Origin of the sequence: Pseudomonas sp. NPDC087346 (assembly GCF_044744235.1) — a bacterium.
In the GTDB taxonomy this organism is placed as follows: domain Bacteria; phylum Pseudomonadota; class Gammaproteobacteria; order Pseudomonadales; family Pseudomonadaceae; genus Aquipseudomonas.
The window spans coordinates 76,886-98,221 of sequence record NZ_JBIUXX010000020.1 but is presented as its reverse complement, the minus strand read 5'-3'; the positions used below and the strand labels follow the sequence as shown (position 1 = coordinate 98,221).

Annotated in this window: 13 protein-coding genes; 5 read left to right on the top strand and 8 right to left on the bottom strand. The window is 58.2% G+C overall.

The genetic code is table 11. From position 1 onward, the window contains the following. The 5 genes from fis to ACIOZM_RS14515 form a co-directional block, all read left to right on the top strand. Window positions 1-165: DNA-binding transcriptional regulator Fis (gene fis / locus ACIOZM_RS14535; protein ID WP_401214894.1), on the top strand; the 165-nt coding region annotated here is incomplete at its 5' end. An 83-nt stretch (window positions 166-248) separates the two neighbouring features. Continuing rightward, window positions 249-1,856: a bifunctional phosphoribosylaminoimidazolecarboxamide formyltransferase/IMP cyclohydrolase gene (gene purH, locus ACIOZM_RS14530; RefSeq protein WP_401214886.1), complete on the top strand. Its 1,608-nt coding sequence runs from the start codon at window positions 249-251 to the stop codon at window positions 1,854-1,856. 150 nt (window positions 1,857-2,006) lie between these two features. Beyond that, a complete protein-coding gene (gene purD / locus ACIOZM_RS14525; RefSeq protein WP_401214884.1) occupies window positions 2,007-3,302 on the top strand; it encodes a phosphoribosylamine--glycine ligase in 1,296 nt (431 codons plus the stop codon). Window positions 3,303-3,401: 99 nt separating this feature from the next. Then, window positions 3,402-6,176 carry a response regulator gene (locus ACIOZM_RS14520; protein WP_401214881.1) on the top strand — a complete coding sequence of 925 codons (2,775 nt, stop codon included), beginning with the start codon at window positions 3,402-3,404 and terminating at the stop codon, window positions 6,174-6,176. A gap of 132 nt (window positions 6,177-6,308) precedes the next feature. Then, the gene (locus tag ACIOZM_RS14515) at window positions 6,309-6,905 is read left to right on the top strand and encodes a MarC family protein (RefSeq protein ID WP_401214878.1); all 597 of its coding nucleotides are present in this window, start codon (window positions 6,309-6,311) and stop codon (window positions 6,903-6,905) included. A gap of 51 nt (window positions 6,906-6,956) precedes the next feature. On the opposite strand, the gene ACIOZM_RS14510 is transcribed toward ACIOZM_RS14515, so the two are convergent. The 8 genes from ACIOZM_RS14510 to ACIOZM_RS14475 form a co-directional block, all read right to left on the bottom strand. Continuing rightward, window positions 6,957-14,015: a TcdA/TcdB pore-forming domain-containing protein gene (locus ACIOZM_RS14510; protein ID WP_401214876.1), complete on the bottom strand. Its 7,059-nt coding sequence runs from the start codon at window positions 14,013-14,015 to the stop codon at window positions 6,957-6,959. A 402-nt stretch (window positions 14,016-14,417) separates the two neighbouring features. After that, window positions 14,418-16,118 carry a precorrin-3B C(17)-methyltransferase gene (gene cobJ / locus ACIOZM_RS14505; RefSeq protein ID WP_401214873.1) on the bottom strand — a complete coding sequence of 567 codons (1,701 nt, stop codon included), beginning with the start codon at window positions 16,116-16,118 and terminating at the stop codon, window positions 14,418-14,420. After that, entirely contained in the window at window positions 16,118-16,852 is a 735-nt protein-coding gene (locus ACIOZM_RS14500; protein ID WP_401214870.1) for a precorrin-2 C(20)-methyltransferase, read from the bottom strand. The genes cobJ and ACIOZM_RS14500 overlap by 1 nt, the downstream gene beginning before the upstream one ends. Next, window positions 16,849-17,475 carry a precorrin-8X methylmutase gene (locus ACIOZM_RS14495; RefSeq protein WP_401214867.1) on the bottom strand — a complete coding sequence of 209 codons (627 nt, stop codon included), beginning with the start codon at window positions 17,473-17,475 and terminating at the stop codon, window positions 16,849-16,851. The genes ACIOZM_RS14500 and ACIOZM_RS14495 overlap by 4 nt, the downstream gene beginning before the upstream one ends. Next, entirely contained in the window at window positions 17,468-18,766 is a 1,299-nt protein-coding gene (gene cobG / locus ACIOZM_RS14490) for a precorrin-3B synthase (RefSeq protein WP_401214864.1), read from the bottom strand. The genes ACIOZM_RS14495 and cobG overlap by 8 nt, the downstream gene beginning before the upstream one ends. A gap of 161 nt (window positions 18,767-18,927) precedes the next feature. Continuing rightward, window positions 18,928-19,569 carry a hypothetical protein gene (locus tag ACIOZM_RS14485; protein WP_401214862.1) on the bottom strand — a complete coding sequence of 214 codons (642 nt, stop codon included), beginning with the start codon at window positions 19,567-19,569 and terminating at the stop codon, window positions 18,928-18,930. Window positions 19,570-19,619: 50 nt separating this feature from the next. Then, window positions 19,620-20,429: a hypothetical protein gene (locus ACIOZM_RS14480; RefSeq protein WP_401214859.1), complete on the bottom strand. Its 810-nt coding sequence runs from the start codon at window positions 20,427-20,429 to the stop codon at window positions 19,620-19,622. Between the two features lie 150 nt (window positions 20,430-20,579). After that, window positions 20,580-21,260: a hypothetical protein gene (locus tag ACIOZM_RS14475; protein ID WP_401214857.1), complete on the bottom strand. Its 681-nt coding sequence runs from the start codon at window positions 21,258-21,260 to the stop codon at window positions 20,580-20,582. Window positions 21,261-21,336 lie beyond the last annotated feature (76 nt).

The window sequence follows — 21,336 nt, the reverse complement described above, 5'->3', positions numbered from 1 at the left end:
GCGTCCGTCACGGACGTGTACAACCTGGTGCTCTCCGAAGTCGAGGCTCCCCTGCTCGAAAGCGTGATGAACTACGTCAAGGGCAACCAGACCAAGGCCAGCGAGCTGCTCGGACTCAACCGAGGCACGCTGCGCAAGAAACTCAAGCAGTACGATCTGCTGTAAGCATTCAATCAAACCAGAAAGGCGCCCGCGTAAAAAACGGTCGCCTTTTTTGCTGACTTCCTTTGCTTTTGATGGAAATTGAGATGACCGACCAGACTACCCGCCTGCCGATCCGCCGCGCCTTGATCAGCGTTTCCGACAAGACCGGGATCCTCGAATTCGCCAAGGAGCTGGAAGCTCTTGGCGTCGAGATCCTCTCCACCGGCGGAACGTTCAAGCTGCTGCAAGACAACGGCGTCGCCGCAGTGGAAGTCGCGGATTACACCGGTTTCGCAGAAATGATGGACGGTCGGGTGAAGACCCTGCACCCGAAAATCCACGGCGGCATCCTCGGTCGTCGCGGTATCGACGACGCGATCATGAACGAGCACGGCATCAAGCCGATCGATCTGGTCGCGGTCAACCTGTACCCGTTCGAAGCCACCATCAACAAGCCAGGTTGCGACCTGCCGACCGCCATCGAAAACATCGATATCGGCGGCCCGACCATGGTTCGTTCGGCAGCGAAAAACCATAAAGACGTGGCCATTGTAGTGAATGCCGGCGACTACGCCAGCGTCCTCGAAGGTCTCAAGGCCGGCGGCCTGACCTACGCTCAGCGTTTCGACCTGATGCTCAAGGCCTTCGAACACACCGCAGCCTACGACGGCATGATCGCCAACTACATGGGCACCGTGAACCAGGCTGCTGACACCCTCAGCACCGAAGATCGCAGCGAATTCCCGCGCACCTTCAACAGCCAGTTCATCAAGGCTCAGGAAATGCGCTACGGCGAGAACCCGCACCAGAGCGCGGCGTTCTACGTTGAAGCCAAGCCTGCCGAAGTTGGCATCGCCACCGCGACCCAACTGCAAGGCAAAGAGCTGTCGTACAACAACGTGGCCGACACCGACGCCGCGCTGGAATGTGTGAAGAGCTTCGTCAAGCCAGCCTGCGTGATCGTCAAGCACGCCAACCCGTGCGGCGTGGCCGTGAGCCCGGACGCCGAAGGCGGTATCCGCCAGGCCTACGAACTGGCCTACGCCACCGACACCGAGTCGGCGTTCGGCGGCATCATCGCTTTCAACCGTGAACTGGATGCCGAGACCGCCAAGGCGATCGTCGAGCGTCAGTTCGTTGAAGTGATCATTGCCCCAAGCGTCAGCGAAGAAGCTCGCGCCATCGTCGCCGCAAAAGCCAACGTGCGTCTGCTGTCGTGCAGTGAGTGGTCGGCTGATCGCGCCGCTGCCTGGGATTACAAGCGTGTCAACGGTGGTCTGCTGGTGCAGAGCCGCGACATCGGCATGATCGGCAGCGAAGACCTGAAAGTCGTGACCAAACGCGCTCCGACCGAACAGGAAATCAACGACCTGATCTTCGCCTGGAAAGTCGCCAAGTACGTCAAGTCCAACGCCATCGTCTACGCCAAGAACCGCCAGACCATCGGTGTCGGCGCTGGCCAGATGAGCCGTGTGAACTCCGCGCGCATCGCTGCGATCAAGGCTGAGCACGCTGGCCTGCAAGTAGCGGGCTCGGTCATGGCATCGGACGCGTTCTTCCCGTTCCGCGACGGTCTGGACAACGCGGCCAAGGTCGGTATCACTGCGGTGATCCAGCCGGGTGGCTCGATGCGTGACGCTGAAGTCATCGCTGCAGCTGACGAAGCCGGCATCGCCATGGTCTTCACCGGTATGCGCCACTTCCGCCACTAAGTACACGATCCTGTGGGAGCTGGCCTGCCAGCGATTGCATCCCCTCGGTCTGATTGATGAACCGAGTCGCCTGCATCGCCGGCAGGCCAGCCCCCACAGAAAAGCAGCTCAGTGCTGCCTCCAGAATTAGCGTCATCCGAGGTTTTTGAAATGAATGTTTTGATCATTGGCAGCGGTGGCCGTGAACACGCCCTGGCCTGGAAAGTAGCCCAGGACCCACGCGTGCAGAAGGTTTTTGTGGCTCCGGGCAACGCCGGTACTGCGATTGAAGCCAAGTGCGAGAACGTCGCCATCGACGTGCTGGCCCTTGAGCAGCTTGCAGACTTTGCCGAGAAAAACGTTTCCCTGACCATCGTCGGCCCGGAAGTGCCGCTGGTGGCTGGCGTCGTCGACCTGTTCCGTACCCGTGGCCTCGACTGCTTTGGTCCGACCGCTGGCGCTGCGCAGCTGGAAGGCTCGAAAGCGTTCACCAAGGATTTCCTGGCTCGCCACAAGATCCCGACGGCCGACTACCAGAACTTCACCGAGATCGAGCCCGCCCTTGCTTATCTGCGTGAAAAAGGCGCACCGATCGTGATCAAGGCCGATGGCCTCGCGGCTGGTAAAGGTGTGATCGTAGCCATGACCCTGGCCGAAGCCGAAGACGCCGTGCGCGACATGCTCGCTGGCAATGCTTTCGGTGACGCCGGTTCCCGCGTGGTAATCGAAGAATTCCTCGACGGCGAAGAAGCGTCCTTCATCGTCATGGTCGACGGCAAGAACGTGCTGCCGATGGCCACCAGCCAGGATCACAAACGTGTTGGCGACGGCGACAGCGGCCCGAACACTGGCGGCATGGGTGCTTACTCCCCTGCTCCGGTGGTCACCGCCGACGTGCACAAACGCGTGATGGATCTGGTGATCTGGCCGACCGTGCGCGGCATGGCCGACGAAGGCAACGTCTACACTGGCTTCCTGTACGCCGGGCTGATGATCGACAAGGCCGGCAATCCGAAAGTCATCGAGTTCAACTGCCGTTTCGGTGATCCTGAGACCCAACCGGTGATGCTGCGTCTGCAGTCGAGCCTGGTGTTGCTGGTCGAAGCCGCACTGGCGCAGGCGCTGGACAAGGTTGAAGCGCAATGGGACCCGCGTCCGAGCGTCGGCATCGTGCTGGCTGCCGGCGGTTACCCGGGCGACTACGCCAAGGGCGCTGCGATCAACGGTCTGGATGCTGCGGCAACTCTGGAAGGCAAAGTCTTCCACGCCGGCACCGCACTGAAAGATGGTCAGGTCGTGACCGCCGGTGGCCGGGTGCTGTGCGCCACGGCCATGGGCGCCAGCGTCGGCGAAGCTCAGCAGCAAGCCTATAAGCTTGCAGCGGCAATTGACTGGGAAGGCTGCTTCTATCGCAAGGACATTGGCTACCGCGCCATTGCCCGTGAACGCGGTGAAACGCAGGAATAAGCGACCTGTGTGGCCCGGCGGGTACTGTTAGTGCCCGCCGGGCTGTTCCGACGCTGCGCATCGTTATATTCTGGCATCAATCTACGAAGGGATTTCGCCGTGCGCTGGCTCAGGATTGCCATAAGCTTCACCGTCACGCTGTTGACCTTGCTCTGCATGCTCCCGGCCCAGGCCGCGCAAGGCAGTGGCTGGTCAGTATTGCTCGACGATCAAGGCTCCCTGCAACTGAGCGATATCCGCTCCACCCGCTACACCAATCAATTCAGCCCCATCGAACTTGACCGCCTGACCGCGGCCGAGCCCGACGGTGCATTGTGGCTGCGTTTCAAACTCGCGCCCGGCAAGCACGAACAAGTGCTGCGGGTCTTCGCCCCCGATCTGTCACAACTCAATCTCTACGTGCTGGACGGCGACAAGCTGATCGAGCAACGCAACACCGGCACCAGCCAGCCTCAGGCTGAGCGACCATTGCCCAGCAGCGACTTCATGCTGGCGCTGCCCCAGAGCGATAAACCCCTCGATGTCTATCTGCGAATGGTTTCCGAGCATCAGCTACGCCCGCACGTTGCCCTGCAATCGGCGGTGATGAGCGCGGCCAACCAAAACCAGACGCTGATCTACGGCCTGCTGTTCGGTTGCCTCGGCATGCTGATCCTGCACAGTCTGGTGCGTTACGCCTACACCCGTTCGCGCAGCAGTCTGTGGCTGGCGGTCTGTGAAGGGTTGCTGGCACTGAGTCTGTTGCTGTTGCTCAATCTGGCAGGTCCATGGATACCGAACTGGCATGCGATTCAGACCCCCGGCGCCTATCTGGCGCTGCTGCTGACCGCACCGGCCGGTCTGATGTTCGCTTACCGCTTCTTCGCCCCGCTCGGCCCGCACCCACTGAACAAGCTGCTGCTGGGCGACATTCTGTTCATCGTGGTTTGCAGCCTGTTGCTGCTGTTCGTCAACACCCTGCCGTTGAACCTGATCACTTATGGTCTGGTAGCCCTCGCCGGCCTGAGCATGTTGCTGGTTGCGTTCTACCACTGGCAGAAAGGTTATCGTCCGGCGCGCGCCTTCGTTGCGGCGATGGTGGTGTTCAACATCGGCACACTGATCATTTTGCCGGCCCTGCTGGGATTGACCCTGGTCGCGCCGCAAGGCCTGATCATGACCCTGATGGCGTTCATCTGCGTCAGTGGTGTGCTGATGAGCATTGCCTTGGGCGAGCGTCAGCGCAGCATCACTGAAAGCCGCTTCAGCATCAGCCGCGACCTCGCCGCGAGCAACGCCGAGATCAACGCCAAAGCCGAATTCCTTGCCAAGATCAGCCATGAAATCCGCACGCCGATGAATGGCGTCCTGGGCATGACCGAATTGCTGCTGGGCACGCCCCTGTCGGTCAAACAACGCGACTACGTGCAGACGATTCACAGCGCCGGCAACGAACTGCTGAGCCTGATCAACGAAATTCTCGACATTTCCAAACTGGAATCCGGGCAGATCGAACTCGATGACGTGCAGTTCGACCTCAACGCATTGATCGACGACTGCCTGAGCATCTACCGCGCCAAAGCCGAACAGCAGAACGTCGAACTGATCAGTTTCATCCAGCCACAGGTGCCGCGAGTGATCAGCGGTGATCCGACTCGCCTGCGCCAGACACTGCTGAGCCTGCTGGAAAACGCGCTGAAGAAAACCGACGAAGGTGAAGTGCTGATTGTCGTCGCCCTCGATGAGCGCAGCGCCAAACCGCGCCTGCGGATCGCGGTGCAGGACAGCGGCCAGCCAATGGAGCCGGAAGAACGCGATGCACTGATGCACGCCGAACTGCACAGCAAACACTTCCTCTCGGCCAACCGCCTGGGCGGCAATCTCGGTCTGGTGATTGCTCGTCAACTGATCCGCCTGATGCACGGCGAATTCGGCATCAAGAGCGGCGCCAATCAGGGCAGCACTTTGTGGCTGACCCTGCCGCTGGACCCCGACCGTCTCGAACACCCGACTTCAGATCTCGACAGCCCGCTGCAAGGCGCGCGCGTATTGGTGGTGGACGACAACGACACTTGCCGCAAAGTGCTGGTGCAGCAATGCAGCGCCTGGGGCCTCAATGTCAGCGCCGTGCCATCGGGCAAGGAAGCATTGGCGCTGCTGCGGACCAAGGCGCATCTGCGTGACTACTTCGATGTGGTGTTGCTCGATCAGAACATGCCCGGCATGACCGGCATGCAACTGGCGGCGAAGATCAAGGAAGACCCGAGCCTGAACCACGACATCCTGCTGATCATGCTCACCGGCATCAGCAATGCGCCGAGCAAGATCATTGCGCGCAACTCGGGGATCAAACGGATTCTGGCGAAACCGGTGGCCGGCTATACGCTCAAAACCACTCTGGCCGACGAACTGAACCAGCGCAACAAAGGCCAGGTAGTGTTCCAGCCCCAAGTGGTGACCCCGGCCACAGCGGCGAAAGTACCGAGCGACTTCCGCATCCTGGTTGCCGAAGACAACACGATTTCAACCAAAGTGATTCGCGGCATGCTCGGCAAACTGAACCTGCAACCGGATACCGCGAGCAACGGCGAAGAAGCCCTGCAAGCGATGAAAGCCCAGCGTTACGATCTGGTGCTGATGGACTGCGAAATGCCGATCCTCGATGGCTTCTCCGCCACCCAGCAACTACGAGCCTGGGAAGTCAGCAATCAGCGTATCCGTACACCGATCGTGGCGCTCACTGCGCACATTCTCGCCGAGCACAAGGAACGCGCACGTCAGGCCGGAATGGACGGGCACATGGCCAAACCGGTGGAATTGTCGCAACTGCGTGAACTGATCGAACACTGGGTAGCCCAGCGTGACCAGCAGAACCGCACGGCCTCGACCTTTTAAGCCTGCGTGTTCTACGCAATCCGAACCTCTTCCACCAATGGCAAGATCGACACGTTGCCTTGATGTCTGTCCCGAACTTTCAAATCGACTGTTAGACTCCATGCCATCATTTTCCTGATACGAGCCGCCCCCATGCTCCATGTGTTATTCAGCGTTTACCTGAAGATGCTGGTGCTCTACAGCCCGTTCTTCGTGTTGTCCTGCTTCATCAGCCTGACCCGAGGCTATTCGCGCAAGGAACAACGGCGCCTTGCCTGGAAAGTGGCGATTGCCACATTGGTGTCCAGTGTCTTGCTGTATCTGTTTGGACGGGTGATTTTCGATGTGTTCGGGATTACCGCAGATGCTTTCCGAATCGGTGCCGGCAGCGTGTTGTTCATCTCCGCGCTGGGCATGGCCCAAGGCAAACCGGCGGTGCAAAGCGATAACGTGCAGCAAGACGTGACCATCGTGCCACTGACCATCCCGCTGACCGTCGGCCCCGGCACCATCGGTGCGCTGCTGGTGATGGGCGTAAGTCAGCCGCATTGGGATGACAAACTCACCGCGATCATGAGCATTGCCCTGGCCAGTTTGACGGTCGGGGTGGTGCTGTACCTGTCCAATCACATCGAACGGATTCTTGGCGATCAGGGCTTGCAGATCGTCAGCCGATTGATGGGGCTGTTTGTTTGCGCCTTGGCGGCGCAGATCATCTTTACCGGGGTCAAAGGCTATCTTGTCTCCTGAACAAAATAGAAAACGAGCTGCGGATTATCCGCAGCTCGTTTTAGACATGCTTCACGCCGGTACAGCTGTCAGTAATTGTTCAAGTGATGCGCCAGCAGTCGCATCCTGGAAAACACTCAGCGCACGAACCAGACTCGACACCGAGTAGGACCTGCCGCCCTCGAAACCGAGGAAGACGTTCCCCCGCAGCGCCGGATCGGAGGAGCAAACATCGCGCAAGATCAGACTGTGCTGGAGATCCGGATCGACGATGATCAGATGCCCTTCAACAATCGACAGTTGTAGTTTTTCCGGCGCATCCAGCGCCCAGATCAACTTTCCTGGAACCACCGGCACCTCACCCAGACCATGCCGGCAGTCAACAATCACCGAGTCCAGCCGCAGCCACGTCGCCTTTGACAAGTGATACGTCACGCCTCCGTCCCCCAGGCGCAAGACCAGACGAGTCACGTCATCGGCGATCAATGGCAAGAGGTCGTCGACCCGCTTCTGCCCCTCGACGACTAATACGTCAGCGTTGCGCCGAACGTATTCAAAAGGACCGATGGCCTGCAAGCGGGGATAGACATACACAAGCTTTCCCTGCGGCTCGTACAACAACACATCGGTCTGCCGAGTGCCCAGCAGTTCACAGTCGCTCGGCAAGCCGCCGCCGGCTACCCGTATCATCCGGGCGTTTGCCACGTCATACCATTGCAGGTGGTTGGTGCCAGATGCCACAGAGATAAAGGCGTCATGCTCGCCGGTGTCCGATAGTGCTCGCAAATGCTCAGTCAAATCATCCGAGTGAGCAGTCACCCACTGAAGATTGACCCCGACGACTCTTTCCGTTTCCTGATAGCGAAGATCCAGCACTACACCATCGACCGTTGTTCCTCGAAGCTCTGCCCCCAGACCAGTCACACTGGCAAATATCCGGTCGTCCCACTCAACCTCTACCGCAGGCAGAACATCTTGTGACAACAAGTGCACTCCCGCACCGAACGCACCGGCCAGTTGCTGACTATCGAAAAACACCTGATTGCAGATTTCGCCGTTGGACAGGTCGAACAACCATGCAGCCTGCCTATTCGGCGTAACACCGAGCAAACGCAGGACCTTGTCGTGTCCCGGGTCGCAAAGCAGCAGACGATTGTCGACGAACCAAGCAGCCAGGCTGCCGTCACCTTGTGCGTTACGCAAACCGAGAACCGCAAAACTGTCAGCCGAGTACTGCGTGGCAATCGACTCCAGTGTCAGCCACCACTGCGGTCGATCCTTGAGCCAGCGCTCACTCAGCCCCCCAAGGCGCACTTCTCCTTGTGCCGTCAGGTTGAAAAACATTCCATCTTCGGTCAGCGCCAGATATCCGCCCTCGACCGTGACAACGTCCTTGAGGCCAACCGGTTGAACCCACTGATGGCCCCATTGCGCAGGCCAGCGCTCAGCGCTGACCATGGCCCGTTGCAACCTGCAAAGACGTTGTGCAAAGCGGTCGTAGATGAAAAACAGGTCGTTTTCATCATCCACTGGCAGGAGTACCAAATCCCCCAGATTCTTGATCGAGTCAGCCCAGCCGCGGGTACGCCCGGGGGAGGCAAATGGATGAATACACAAGCCATCACGGCTGCGCACCCAGGCCAAATCGCGCTTGTCCGACGCAAACATCCAACAGACTGATACATACGGTGCCGGCAGCCAGTCAACCGTCGACACCCCTGCCTGCTCAGGCACGGGGGATAAGGTCAGATAGTTGCCCAACACTGCCGACCAGTCAGCCAGCGCTGGCTTCGAAAACAGCCTTTCGCCCAGCTCTCGAGCCATGCCATGCGTGACTGACCCCAGCATCAGTTGTCCGTCATGGATGAAATAATTGAACTGCGTAACGGCGAGATCTTCACCCGTCCATTGCTGCTCGATATGAATCACACCCTGCGCGTCCACTTCGATTCGACGGACGCTGCATTGGCCTCGCATCAGCAATAATCGATAACGACACTTGAGCAAGCCACTGGCAGCGTCGACCTGCCAGATAATAAAATTCTGCGGTTCGTAGAAATACGCCGAATCTCCAACGACCAGCGCCAGCAACGTCTCATCGGCCTGCTGCACTTCTTCGTTGCGGATATACAGAAATCGATCTTCAGCAGCCTCGTACCAGGCAGTGGTATAGCGTGGTTGTTGCTGTGCTTCGAACGGGATCAGGAAACGATGAACGGGAGTGTATGGCAACACCAGCCGATGCTCCTGAGCCAGCGACTTGTAATGTTCAAGCAGCGACTGCTCGTTCTCTTCCGCTGACGCCGTCTGCTCCAGAACATTCAATTGACGCCTGGCATAATCGACCCTGAACAGTCGCTGGTCAGCCAGCGTGATCAACACATCATGGTGGCCCCTTCCGGAAACCTGCACTTTGACGTTTCCAATGACGATCTGTCCGCCAACGTCTACAACGACATCACGCTCACTCGCCCAGGTCGCCACCAGATTCCATCGGCATTGCTGAAGGCTTGGCGACAACAGCTCGACACTAACCCCGCGATTCATCATCAGGGTGCAGGAGGCGCCTGCGCCTTCAATCCTGTAAGACACCTTGTCATGCCAGTCCTGCGGCACTACCGGTACCGCAAGCAACCGCTCCACCGCGTCCAGTTGCACCTCGATAACGGTTGCCCGATAGACCGGCACCAGACGATGCAGGATGTAGTGGACAGGAAAGGAGTAGAACGAAAAGAGGAACTGCCACTGCCCCTGCCGGTCTTTTTTTTCCAACCGTCGCGCCGTATCGAAACCGCTGTCATGACGTAACGTAGCAAATGGCAATGCCTTGTATTCATAGCCGTAACACGTTTGCGGCGTACACGGCAGCACAACCTGTTGCCCGGCAGGAGGCTCGAATTTCATGCCGCCGGGCAGGCTCAGCTCCCTCTGGATATTAATTGCCTGCTGATAATCCGGGTTGAAATCGGGCACCCCGAAATGGTCATGCAATCGATACAGCTTCGGACTGTCGAGTGTCATTCGGCCCTGTTTGAAATCCAGGCTCTGGACGATCAACGATGAATGTGGGACCCAACCCCGAAGTGATTTATCGTAGCGATAACCAACGCCGCGATAACTACGCTCCAGATCATCGAAAAACAACCCGACTGCCTGAGCCTCTTCGGCGATTCTGGCAAATCCCTGGGCCAGTGCCGCGACACCTATAGCCAGGCCGCCAAGGATCACACCGGCACCTCCCAGTACCGCTGCCGCAGTCGTAGCGCCGGCCACTGCCGCGCCCAGCCCCCCGGCAGTTAACGCAAGACTGGCGGAATCGAAGGCCAATTGGGTGCCGAACTGCGCCTGTTCGACTTCATCCTGCGCCGTCGCCAATTGATAGATGTCGAAGCCGACATTCGCCAGCCCCAATATCGCTCCTACACCTTCGTTGGCGATATGTCCCAAAGCCTCCCGCACCACGGGAGCGCAGGTGCGCGCAATGATCTTTTCTTCACCCAGACCGATGCGAACCAGACTGACCAGACCCGCCACATCCAGGGCATTGCCATGCACCAGTTGTGCATAGTTGACGTACGCATGCAGGCGTACCGCAATGGTCAAGGTGCGGTCCTCGCCTTCACGTCCACGCAGCGCATTCATCAATGCCTGAATCGTGAATCCGGTATTGAGGGTGTGCACGCTGCCGACCTCGAACGGCCCCACTGTCGATTTGCCGGCAAGCTTTGCAAACTGCTCCGACAGATAGTTTTTGATTCGCAGCAGACGATGATCACCACTGATCACCTGCACAATGTGCTCCGGCTGCAACGGATCAATCATGGAGATCCGGTATTCGCCCTTGGGGGTTATCTCGAGCGTTTCAAACAACGGCACCAACGGCGAAACCGATGTATGCACCCCCTGCAATCCGTCCGTGACATGCGCGATTTGCTGCCCCCACCAAAGGCTGTCCAGCTCCAGCAAACTGCGACCCAGATGAGTATTACTGACCAGCGATTGACCTCGCGCGCTGTTAAGCCGCACGCGCAGGGCGCGCTCCGGTATTCCCGACATCAAGGTGTCGGACTCCAGCAGTTGCTCTACTTTGAGTCCGTTGGACAAACTCCAGCCGGCTACGCGCTCACCGTGCAGCTCTATCAGATCGAACGTCGGATGGGTGTCACTGCCATAAGCGGCGTAGTGCCTGGCCATGCCCTGCTTCTGAAAAAAATGCGCCAGCGACCGCTGGAACATGGCCGGCTTCTCGAATTCGAACACACCGAAATTAGGATCGTAGAAATGAAAAGTCGTGCGCCCGCCAATGACGGTTTTCGCCACCAACATGGCGTGATTATCCGAATTGAGCATCATCGTGCGAGTGCTGTCGTAGCCTTGCAAAGTGGCGGTGACCTGCTCAACGCTCATCCGCCCCAGCGGCGTCCCGACCTCTTGCAACTGCACACCACGCAATTCCTCCAGCGCATCCAGAAACACAGCTGAGTCTTGCTGCTGCGGATCAATAGTCGCCAGGTTGAAACGCTCACGTAATCGATTCGAAGCCAAGGCGCCCCTTTCAAGCGCCGCACTCATGACCAGCGCCAGCGGGTAACAACGGCCCCCTGCGGTATCACCGAGGCCGTGCAGCAATAGATCCTGAGGCACCAGTTTTACGCTACTGGCCTCGAATTGATCCAACACCTGACCGACCCGCTCGATGACCTGCTGACGGTGTTCAAGCGTGGCGACCTGTTGGATGAGTGCAACATGGCGCCCCCATTCAAACAATGTATGCGCCTGGCCAAGTGCAGCCTTCTTCAGCGTCAATGCGCTTTCTGACGATGAAACAAGTTCATCGATATGGCTGGCAAGGCCCGCCATGAACGCCGGCGCCCGACGCTGATAAAGATGTCGCTCAATGACCGCATACCGGCCAGACGCGCCCAGTTCGTTAACACTGTTGGCCAGATTATCGAGCTCGGGCGCAAGTTGCGTGAAGCTCTGGTTATCAAGGGAATGCGCCCCCAGTAACTGGCCCAGCAAGACCCTGTGCAAAGCGCTGATCTGGAAAACATGCAGAGAACCATCGGCAAGTCGGCTCAGCAGTTCGTCCAGCGGCAAATCCTCGATCGACGTATCACCGAGTGACGCCGGGGCTTGCAGCCTGGAAGGCTGAGCCTTGATGGCCTGACGCTCATCGAAACCGAGCGGCGGTGCATCTGCGAAATCCAGAGGCCCGTTATGACCTTGTCTCATCGCTGCCACGAACGGCTCACCGAGCCTGTCAATCATCGCTTGCAGAATCTCGGTCAACAGCACTGGCCGACCCTCGATCACCGGCCAGCCTTCTTCGAACAGTACTGTTGATTGCTTAAGCAATGCTGCGATGTCACCGCTGTAGCGAGTGGCGAAATCTCCCTTTTGCCAGCGCTGTTGTTCGTTGCTGACCCACTGCTGCTGATCGGTTTCGTTGTCTTTCCAGGAATGGTCCTGCTCTTCCTCGGTCTTGCGATTGACCGTCCAGAGTGGCGTAATGGCTGCGTCCATGCGCAATGCTTCAACGTCTCTGGGAATGAAGTGCTGACGCTCATAATCCGCCAGGCCATCACGCATCGCACCGGGACCGGTCAGATAGATTGTCCACTCGCTTTGCGGACGAATGCCGTCACCGAAATAGCCCGCAACCGCTCCAGCCAGATAGCTGGCAGCCACATCTTCTTCCATGGACAGCTCAGCGAATGGGCCGGTTTGTTTCTCAAGCACTTCGCGTGAAAGCACCGACATGGCATCGAAATCATGCAATGCAACACCGCGCTTTGCTGCCAGTCGAGCGGTGTCATTGATCACCTGATAGTTGAAACGATACCGCTCGATCACCGCTTTCAGCATCGCCGACCCGGCGTGCGCCATCAGGTAGGCGTTACTCAGTGAGTTTTGCTCTGCAACAGCGCGCAGGGCCTGAGGGCGGACGAGACGTTCTGCCGGCGCCTGAAATACCTGCCCCAGCGCTGGCTGACTTTTGGCAAATGTTTCAAGCGCGACCCTGTGCTCTTGGGGAATCTGCTCGAAGTAATCTGTGTATTGACCGCGTAGCGCCTGACGGCCGGGCATCCATTGCGGATTGTGATCCAGCAATAACTGCAAAACGCCAAGGCGCGCGTCGCCGCCAAATTCGCTGATATCAACGCCGCCCAAGGTCTTGGCCAGTGGCGGAAGATTATCGACATCGGCATAAATTCCGCTCTCATCGAACAGGACCTCGACTCGCACGACATCGGATGCCGCTGCCAGATTGCCACGCAGCCGGGTCTCGCGATCGTAGACAGCCTGCAATGTCAGCGGCTCGCTTGCGCCATGAAGATCACGCAACCGTAGATCCCCACCTGCCAGTTCCAACAGACTGAGATGGTTTTGCTCGATCTGCTGTTCCAGCTTCGCCGCATCCTGACCGTAAGCCCGGGTCAGTAGATCCACCCTGGCTTCATCAGCCGAGCGTCCGTTGTCCACCGCAGCATTGATGTGCATGAACATCTGCTGCTTCAGAACTATCGCCCGCTCTTCGTAAAGAGCACCCAGTTCCGACTCGGAAGTGCTGCTGACACCGCCATGTAACATCGCATCAGCCTTCGCCGCCTCAACAATTGACTTATTGGTCTGCCACGCCAATAACGCGTCACTGTCATACCAGAGATTGAGTTGGTAACCCTGCCCGTTGAGTACTTGCTTCCAGAGATTGATGTAATCGCGCTGAATCGCCCCCATACCGCCACCGAGCCAGACAAAGTGCAGGTTCTTGGGAACGGGAGTCGCTACGGCCTTATTAAAGGCAATACTATTTTTAATTCGCGTTTCATACGCTTCGACCTGATTACGGATCTGCCCCAGACCGCTAATCCCGGAGTGGCCGCTATCAGCGTCCCGGCGTACGCGACCTGGATCGACTAGTTGTCCCAGCGTTTGCTTCAACAGGGCCAGCGGCTCGATCAACCGTTGGCTGTCGATTGAGCCAATACAGGCAAAGTAATAACGCAGAACCGCCTGGTACGAATTGCTGTCTCGGTGAGGCAATAACGCTTGTTCGAGATCCGCCTGTTTAAACAAGCTTATAAAGTCGACGTAGCCACTAGCACTTCGATTATCTGCATTCCGCATGACAGTTGCTTCCCTTTATCCTGATAAACACCACGGGAACCCGCGGCACCTCCACGCAAGACAAAGTTAACAACCGGCAGACTCAGTCTCAAACCAGAAAACATTCAACAAGTGTCAGAAAGCACATATAAAAAACCGTCGAAAAAATCGGTGACACTTATCCGACGTAACCGGGAATCACAACTTAAACCTTACTGCTTGGCGAAGAGCCGCAAACACACAACTCCAACTTGAGGACAACCAAGTGAAGATTCAAAATAAATCAGACCGAATGTAAGTAGTGAAAAAGCTCCGACGAGTTAAAGAAAGAGATCCCACAAGCGACGTCGAAAAATCCGATACGGCCAAATCCGGACCATGACAGTCCGGCAGGCCGATGGCGGCCTCAAGGACCGCCATCAATCACGACTGTGGTTTTTCGCCGTACCAGCGTGGCGTGTACACCCATTCGCCCCCGTCCGGCTTGGGGAAGGTGCACGTGGTCGAAGAACCGATCAGCACCATCGTGCGCATATCCACCTGCTCCGGCGTCAATTGCCCGAGCGTGGTCACGCGCAGGGTCTGCCCCGGACGCCCGATGTCACGCCCCAGCACCACCGGCGTTGCGCCAGTGCGATGCCGCGCAACGATTTCCAGCGCCAGGCCCAATTGCCATGGGCGCGCTCGTGAAATCGGGTTGTAGAAGGCCAGCGCCAGATCGGCTTCAGCAGCCAGATCCAGACGCTTTTCGATGATCGACCACGGTTTGAGGTTGTCCGACAGCGACATCACGCAGAAGTCATGGCCCAGCGGTGCACCCGCCTGGGCGGCGGTGGCGAGCGAAGCCGAAACACCCGGCAGGATTTCCAGATCGACGCTGTGCCAGGCGGGATCGCTGGATTCGTGTAATGCCTCAAGCACCGCCGCCGCCATGGCGAACACGCCGGGATCACCCGACGAGACTACGATCACCGAACGCCCTTCCGCCGCCAGCCGGAAGGCGTGACGGGCGCGCTGCATCTCTTCGCGATTGTCGGTGCAATGCTGCACCTGATCGTCGCGGAACGGGCCGGCCATTTTCACGTAGGTTTCATAGCCAAGCACATCGGTGGCGCGCGCCAGTTCGGCTTTCACCGCTGGCACCATCAGTTCAGCAGCACCCGGGCCGAGACCAATCACCGCCAGGCGACCACGCGCACGACCGATCTGCGAAACGTCCAGCGGCTGTTCGGCAACCGCTATAGCCAAGCCATTTGCCTCGACGATTGATGCCTGCGGCAACGCATGACACACCAGTGCAGTGAGGTCTTTTTGCGCCGCGACAAATCGCAGCGGCACGTCCAACTCAAGCGCTGCTTCACGCAAGTTCGCCGAAGCCATGTCAGTGTCAGCCGCCACCAGACACGCCAGTGACTGCACCACGACTCGGGATTGCTGCAAGGCTGTACGAATGGCATTCGGCAGATCCGCCACTTCGGCACTCACCGCCACCGCGATACTGCGCGGATAGATCAACAGTTCGCTGGCACTCGCCTCGCGCTGGGCACTTCCGACGTGGATCGAGCGCTGCGCCTGTGGATCTTCCGGCAAATGCGCCTGAGCCAGCCACGGCGCGGCGCCTTCGATGCGCACGCTGTGCCCGGCCAGCAAATCGGAAACGAAGCGCTTGCCCGATTCGAGATCGCCGAGGGTGTAACCCGCCGGAGGATTGAGCAGGCAGGTGCCGAAGCGCAATTCACCGCTGGTGGTGATCGCCGCGGCAATCTGCAAAGCGCTGCCGATTTCCCGGGCCATGACGTTCACCCCGCCCAGTCCGCCAAGCAACGGCACCACCGCGCTGCCGTCTTCGGCGACGGCCAGCACGGGTGGCTCGGCACCCTTTTCCAGCAACAGCGGCGCCAGCGTGCGAATGACAATACCGGCGGCGCACAGGGCAATGATCGGCGTGTCTTGCAGATACAACTTGCGCAGGGTTGTACCGAATTCCTGATAGCTGCGATCCGCGCCCTCGACCCGACCGGCGAGGCCGTGGATCAAAGCAGCGGGATACACCTGCTGAATACGCAGCGCAGTGGCCAGGCTGCCCTGCCCGAGGATGACAATGGCGGGAGTGGATTGAGTCATCAGCCCTGCCACCGTTCGCCCGGGACAATGATCAGCGAGAAGTACGGCGAGGACATCGGCTCGACCTGATCCAGCGGTACGATTTTCTGATTGGCCATGGTTGCGCGTTCGACATACAGCGCACGCTCGGCCAGGCCGAGTTCTTCCAGCACCTGACGCACCTTGGGAAAGTTACGCCCAAGCTTCATGATGACTGCGGCGTCGGCATCCGCCAAACGTCGTTTCAGATCTTCATGCGGCAACACACCGGAAAGCACCGACAGGCTCTGATTGCGATATACCAGCGGCGCACCCAGCACCGAAGCGCCACCGAGCATCGAGCACACGCCCGGCACCACTTGCGCTTCGTAGCGCGTAGCGAGGCGGTCGTGCAAATACATGTAGGAGCCGTAGAAGAACGGATCACCTTCGCAGATCACCGCCACATCGCGACCGGCATCCAGATGCGCAGCCACTTCTTCGGCAGCGTCATCGTAGAAATCGCTGATCACCTGTTCGTAAGACAATGGTGCCGGCAGCACTTCGGTGGTCACCGGGTACACCAGCGGCAGCAGATTCTGCGCGTCTTGCAGGTGCGCTTCGATAATGCCGAAGGCGTTGCCCTTCTTGCCCTTGGCGACGAAGTACGCCACTACCGGCGATTCGCGCAGCAGGCGCAGCGCCTTGACGGTAATCAGTTCCGGATCACCGGGGCCGACACCGAGGCCGATCAAACGTCCTTTAGCCTGCATCATTCGATCTCCGTGGCGAGCGCATTGACAGCGGCGGCAGCCATGGCGCTACCGCCGAGCCGGCCCTGCATGATCACGAACGGCACGCCACGGCTGTCAGCCGCCAGCGCTGCCTTGGACTCCGCCGCGCCGACGAAACCGACCGGGAAACCGAGGATCAATGCCGGTTTCGGAGCGCCGGCATCGAGCATTTCCAGCAAATAGAACAGCGCGGTCGGCGCGTTGCCGATCACCACCACACTGCCTTCCAGATGCGGACGCCACAGTTCCAGCGCAGCGGCGGAACGCGTGTTGCCCAGCTCACGGGCGAGGTCCGGCACGCTCTCGTCACGCAGGGTGCAGATCACCTGATTGTCAGCCGGCAAGCGCGTACGGGTCACGCCTTCGGAGACCATCCGCGCATCACACAGAATCGGCGCCCCGGCAGCCAGCGCATCACGCCCGGCCTTGCCCGCACCTTCGGAGAATTGCAGACCGTCGATGGCATCGACCATGCCGCAGGCGTGGATCACCCGCACGGCGAGTTTTTCCAGGTCGGCGGGAATTCGCGACAGGTTGGCTTCAGCGCGGATGATCGCGAAGGAGTTGCGATAGATCTCCTGACCGTCGCGGATGTAATCAAGCATCAAGGGGGCTCCGTGAGCGGGTGGCGAGCAAGATCGCGACCGCTTCAATAGTCAGATTGTGTGCGTGCAACGCGCCGAAACCCGGCTGCGAGGCATCGCGAAAATAGAGGTCGTAACGACCGGGGCTGACCGCCAGCAAAGTCACCGGGGCACGGTGAGCGGCAGCGCACGAACGCGAGCAGCCTGACAGGTGCACGCTTTGGCCTGTTTGCAGCAATGTCGCCAGATGACGCGCATCTTGTTTGGTATCGGCCAAGCCTTTGCCGCAGCCACTGGAACCGGTGCAGGCGATCAGGCGTGAGAGCGGTTCGGCGGCTTGAGTCAGCAGTTTGAGTTGTTCCAGCCCGCTGAGCACTTCGGCTGCATCGCAGGCCTTTACGTTGGGCAGCAACAGGCTCTGCCATGGCGTGAAACGCAGGCTGCCGTCGCCGAACTGCCGCGCCAGTTGCGCGGCACCACGCAGCATCGATGGATCAAGACGACCGAGCGGCGGCACTGCGCCAACGTACAGCAGACCTTCTGTGTTTTGCGGATGAGCGCCGATGTGCAGGTCGTCTGCCGCTGAGATACGCTGCCAGCCACTGATGGTCCTTACCGGCACGCGCGCGCGCAACTGTTCGAGAAACGCCAGCCTCGGCAGTTCATCGAGCAAATGGCGCATCCGCGTCTGCTCCGGGCGAGCCAGATCAAGGAACAATTCCAGCACCGCGACCACCAATGCATGGGCACTTTCCAGTGTAACGGCGCCCAGTGCTCGATCCGTCGGGCAACCTGCCAGACCAAATCCCAGCAACACCTCACCGTCACGTTCGAACGCCGACAACCACAGGTCATGCGGATGTTCGAGCATCACCAGCGCTTCAGCGCCATCCAGTTGCACGGCGAACTTGGCGCTCAGCTCATGGAATCGGGGGTGGCTTTGCAGCGTGTCGAGGATCTGCTCGGCGAGTGCACGTGTGTCGAAAAGCATCTGCCGGTCGAGCCCGGCGGTCGGGCTGAGCATCAGGTTACGCACATCATCGCCTGCCGCCGTTCGCGGCCCGAGTCCGGCAGCCAGCAGGCTGTCGATCAACGCTGCGGACTGCTCGCCGATGCCCCGAATCTGCAGATTGGCGCGGTTGGTGGCCTCGATTGCGCCACCGGCAAAACGCTCGGCGGCATCGGCTACCGCGTCGGCCTGAGCTGCCGTGATCGAACCGCCATTGAGCTTGATCCGACAGATACCGCCGTCCAGTGCCTGGACGATACGCAGCAACCCCGGACAAGCCGAGGGGCGTAAAACGGTGGACATCGGGCGTTCGTTCAAGGGATGACCGGCTGGCAGGCAGCGCTGTGATAGGCGAAAGGTCGCCATTATGCCTGCTTTGCCCGGCGTCATGAAAAGTCTGCCCGTCGGATCGACTGTTGGCAGGTCGTAACGTAGAAGCTCATGCTTGAAGCCAAACCGGCCTTTCACGATAACGCGATGATTTGCTCGCTGCGTCGGGCACCCAATAACGCAATGACGGTTGCCCGGGACAAGTCGTAATCCTCCCGCTCCAATTGAACCCTGTAACTATCGACCGAGATGTTTCCCTGCACCTTTTGGGGGTTGAAGCGATGATGAAGCAGGTCACCGACGACCACTTCATCAGACTCGAAACCTATGATTGCCATTGTGTGAATCAGGTCCAGGGAAATCACACCGAACATGATCCGTATGCATCGCCCCTGGTCTGACACATGGCGACAAAGCAACTCACTCGCCAGCGCAGTAACGGGTTGATCTGACAGTGCCGCCAATTGGGTATCAGGCACCCAGTGCCGAAGAACCTTTCGACCCAACTCCACCAGGGAAAAACTTTCCGGCAGCGGGACAGGCAGGCTTACTTGCGGGTTTTCCAGAAACATGGCGCCCGCCACTCTCATCGCTACTTTGCCGGCATGCGTCCATGCTTCGAACTTCGATAAGTCCGGTTCTTTGTGAGAAGCAACGGTTTGCGAGTAGAGCAATGCATCCAGGCCATCACACCTGTCGGTTTGTGGAATCTGATTCGACATCAGAACAACCGCGCCGGCACATATATAAATCGTGGAGCCAATATCTGTATTCATTCATCACTCCCTGATAAGTCAGAGGCTTGCACCTCTGACTTCATTGATACTCAGCCCTGCGGAAATTCATAGCTAAGCGCTTTTTCACGCTGCTCGGTCAGCGCCTTGACGATCAGATGCTCGACCGACAAGTAGTCCTCTTCGTCCATGTGCATGGTGGCCGCTCCGTTATAGATTTCGACATTGGAAGAAGTCCATTCGACGAACAGCACCTTCGTCGGTTTGGCGGTGGCAAAATACTGAACGGCGGCAATGGCCATGGTAATACCGCCCTCGGCGTCCTCCATAGCCGTCGACATGCAAAAGTTGCCGCCTTCAGCTTTCTTCGAGTTACGCTCGAACAGCTCCAGAGCCTGCGGTTGATCCTTCAGCGCGTCCATGGTGGCGTCCGCCACGTCTGCCAGCACTTTCAGCGAAGCTGCACCACCTACTGCTGCATTCACCGCCGTACGCAGAATGGATACCGCAATGTTATCCATGGTCAGTTTTTGCGACGTCGCCTTGTAACGATTGTAAGGCTGGCTAAAGGCAAACCAGCCTGTCAGTTTCATCAGCCGCATGAATTCGTTATAACGCTGTTCTTTCTGAGTGGAGCTCGGAAACTTAAGCAGTGCGACTAGATCGGCATACATATAGGTATTTTTGACAATACGTTTGCTGCGTTTGGACATGCTCACATCAAAACCGGCGATACCACTGCCCATGATCGCCGCATTCAGCTCATCTTTATCGATGGGAAGTACCGCACTCGACAGGGAGCGCGCCAGGCTTCGTGGTGTTGCGGCAATCAGCGAGTTGCACTCTTCAATGAGTTGTACACGTTGAGCCACGGAGAATTCCTGCTTGGTTACTTCAGTCACAATTACAATTCCTTTTTTAAATTAGAACGCCTTCATGGCGCCAGCGACAAACTATCTTTTAGACAGACACTAAGCAAACGACAACAAATTCAACTTATTTCAAAACCACACTAAAAACCAAATCAACTTATCGCATGGATCTGCACCTAACTAAGCCAACTCGATTTCCTTCTGGCGCAACTCGATCACCGCCGCGCTCAGTTTCGAACGATGCATATCCATCTGCCGGGGTGTGATGACAAATCTTCGAGCATGCATATCAAGTTGTGACTGCGAGTATCTAACCTTCCAGAACAGGTAAGAAGAATTCCACTCAAGTGAAAGCAAGCGCACGTTACTCAGCACTATTTCAAGCTCCTTGTGCATATTGTATTGCACCGGTAAAAAACGAAAATCACCCCACTTCCGTGCACTCCCGGTCAGTAGTTCAACGCCTTCAGCGCTGCCTTCAAGCAATTGGAACGTTTCTGTTACTTTTTTAACAGTTGCCCTGCTGACTTCCAGGGATAACGCCGTCGCCCAGGTATCCAGCACATCACCGGAAAAATCTCGATCCACGATGACTTTTGCATCGTGTTCCAGGCTCCAGCCGACACTCCAGAGCGCTCCGGTGTAATATTCAAACCAGTTACCCGGGTCGCGCTTTCTATCGTAAAGCAGATCAGCCTGATATTCCGCCAGACCAATACTGTCCTTGACGAATTGTTTGTCTTGCCTGGACAACCCATCAAAAAAAGTCATCACGCTACTGCCCATTACCAATGACCCACCGCTTTCAGCGAGCGCCTGAAACTGTTGCTGCATGCCACTTTTGCAAACATCACTTCTCATGACCATCTCCAGTTTTAAATTATAAAAATTTTGCGCACCAATGGACCAACTCCAGCACACGCAAAAACAAACTAAC